Raw genomic sequence first — 1,989 nt, forward strand, 5'->3', positions numbered from 1 at the left:
AAATCGCTAAATGCCTTTCTATATAAGGGTTCCATCCCTTATAATCCCCGTCCATTGCATAACACAAACCGAAGAGCCATAAGCTACATTAACAACAATACTTAAAGAGAAGGCTTAAAATGGTTAAATCAACTTTGTACACGACAGCAAAAGTTCTACCTGGAAATAGAATTGAAATTGAATCTCCAGATCTGACTGTAGGACAAACTGTTGAGGTAGTTATTTTGGTTGAAGAAGTTAGTTCTGATTCTTCTACCACCGAAGCTATCTCTCCATCCTTAAAACAGCGTCTTGCTTTTCTGAAGTTACCAATGACTGAACGTAGGAATATTCTCAAAAGTCAAGCCGATATATAGCGTTTCTGATTCACAAGAGGTACATTCGCGATCCTGAACAGCTTAATCAGCAAAGGTTTAAGTGTGCCGCACAGATGCGAGAACCGCTATAATGCTCTCTCACTATCAACAAGATTCTGAATGGCAGCAGTTAATGGCAGGTGACATCATTGACTATTAACCCTGAGCTGCCAAAACGTGGAGAAATTTGGTTAGTCAACTTCGATCCTACTGTGGGTGCAGAAATCAAAAAAGTGCGTCCTGCTGTCGTCATCAGTTCCGATTCAGTAGGAAAGCTTCCTATCAAGCTTATTGCTCCTATTACAGACTGGAAAACATATTTTTCAGCAAATTTCTGGCACGTTAAAATTGAACCTAACAGTATCAATGGATTGAATAAAGCTTCTGCAATTGATACTCTTCAACTAAGGGGGGTGGATTTACAAAGGTTTATTCATAAATTAGGAAGCGTTTCTGAAATTACAATGCTGGAAATTGTAGCCTCCATTGCTACTGTAATCGAATTTGAGATCTAACAAATCATTGCACCCGACCGTGTGTTAGATAACTCATAATCATGTAAACGCAGTGAATTCAGCTGGTAGGCTGCGTTCCCTAATGCAAGTCCTACTACTCCACTAATAGATTTTTGGGGAACGCACCATGCACATTGATTGAAACTGTGGGTTAAAGTGCGATACCGAAGGCACTGGGTAGCACCCCTAGATGGGGTTGGAGGGCTTGCTTTAGGGCGCTATACTGGGTTATAGGGGTTTTCAAGATTAGTGCTGTTTCTCATCAAATCCTATGCTAGACTGGTGGTAGATTAGTTATCAACTACTGCAAAAAGTTGAATTGGTAAAATACATGAGTACATCAGCAAAATCACTAGAAGAACTGGTGAGACAATTATCGCCTCAGTTAAAGGTTGAAGTACAAACGTTTGTAGAGTCACTTTTAAGTAAATCTAACCAACCTATAAAACGTAAACTCCGTCAAGACTGGGCAGGGATGCTTAAAACCGATTACACATCAATTGAGTTACAGCATCTTGCAGTTGAATGGAGAAATGGCTAGTGTTTCTTCTGGATACGAATATTTGGCTAGAACGCTTATTAGGACAAGGACAGGCGGAGGTTGTTGCGGAGCTACTTGATACGCTCTCGCCGTCTGATATGTGTATGACTGATTTTACTTTACCTAAAATGTCGGATGAATGCCCCCGCTAGATTTTTCAACAAGATACTCACTAAAATTAGCGGGGGATGAAATCCGACCAGAATATTAGCAACGGAGTATCGATTTAATTCTATCATTTGTGAGTAAACTGTGTTATAATCTACTTAACCAATGGTCGAGAATTGTTAGATGCTAGTCGTAGAAGCAAAGCTAAAAAACGGGACACTAGAGCAATATCACCGGCTTGATGAAGCTATCAAAACTTCTCAGTTTGTGCGTAATTCTTGTGTTCGTTATTGGATGGATCATAAGGGTACAACCCGCAATGATCTCCAAAAACTTTGCTCGGTACTAGCTAACAATAAAGAGACACCTTGGGTTAATAAATTAAACTCACAAGCACGTCAATCGGCTGCTGATAGAGCCTGGCAATCAATTAATCGATTTTACCAGAATTGTCATGCTAAGATACCAG

Annotated in this window: 2 protein-coding genes and 2 pseudogenes; all 4 read left to right on the forward strand. The window is 40.0% G+C overall.

Annotated elements, in window-relative coordinates; all coding sequences use genetic code 11:
* The first annotated feature begins 119 nt into the window (after positions 1–119).
* Positions 120–516 (forward strand): annotated as a pseudogene (locus PX482_RS27910) (hypothetical protein).
* Positions 497–871, forward strand: coding sequence for a type II toxin-antitoxin system PemK/MazF family toxin (locus tag PX482_RS24710; RefSeq protein WP_196219847.1), 375 nt, complete (start codon positions 497–499; stop codon positions 869–871). The pseudogene PX482_RS27910 and the gene PX482_RS24710 overlap by 20 nt, the downstream one beginning before the upstream one ends.
* Before the next feature lie 331 nt (positions 872–1,202).
* Positions 1,203–1,412 carry a DUF2281 domain-containing protein gene (locus tag PX482_RS24715; protein WP_002760653.1) on the forward strand — a complete coding sequence of 70 codons (210 nt, stop codon included), beginning with the start codon at positions 1,203–1,205 and terminating at the stop codon, positions 1,410–1,412.
* 291 nt (positions 1,413–1,703) lie between these two features.
* A pseudogene (locus PX482_RS24720) lies at positions 1,704–1,989 on the forward strand (RNA-guided endonuclease TnpB family protein); the annotation flags it as partial.

The sequence above is a fragment of the Microcystis sp. M53602_WE12 genome (assembly GCF_030065455.1).
Classification (GTDB): Bacteria; Cyanobacteriota; Cyanobacteriia; order Cyanobacteriales; family Microcystaceae; genus Microcystis; species Microcystis aeruginosa.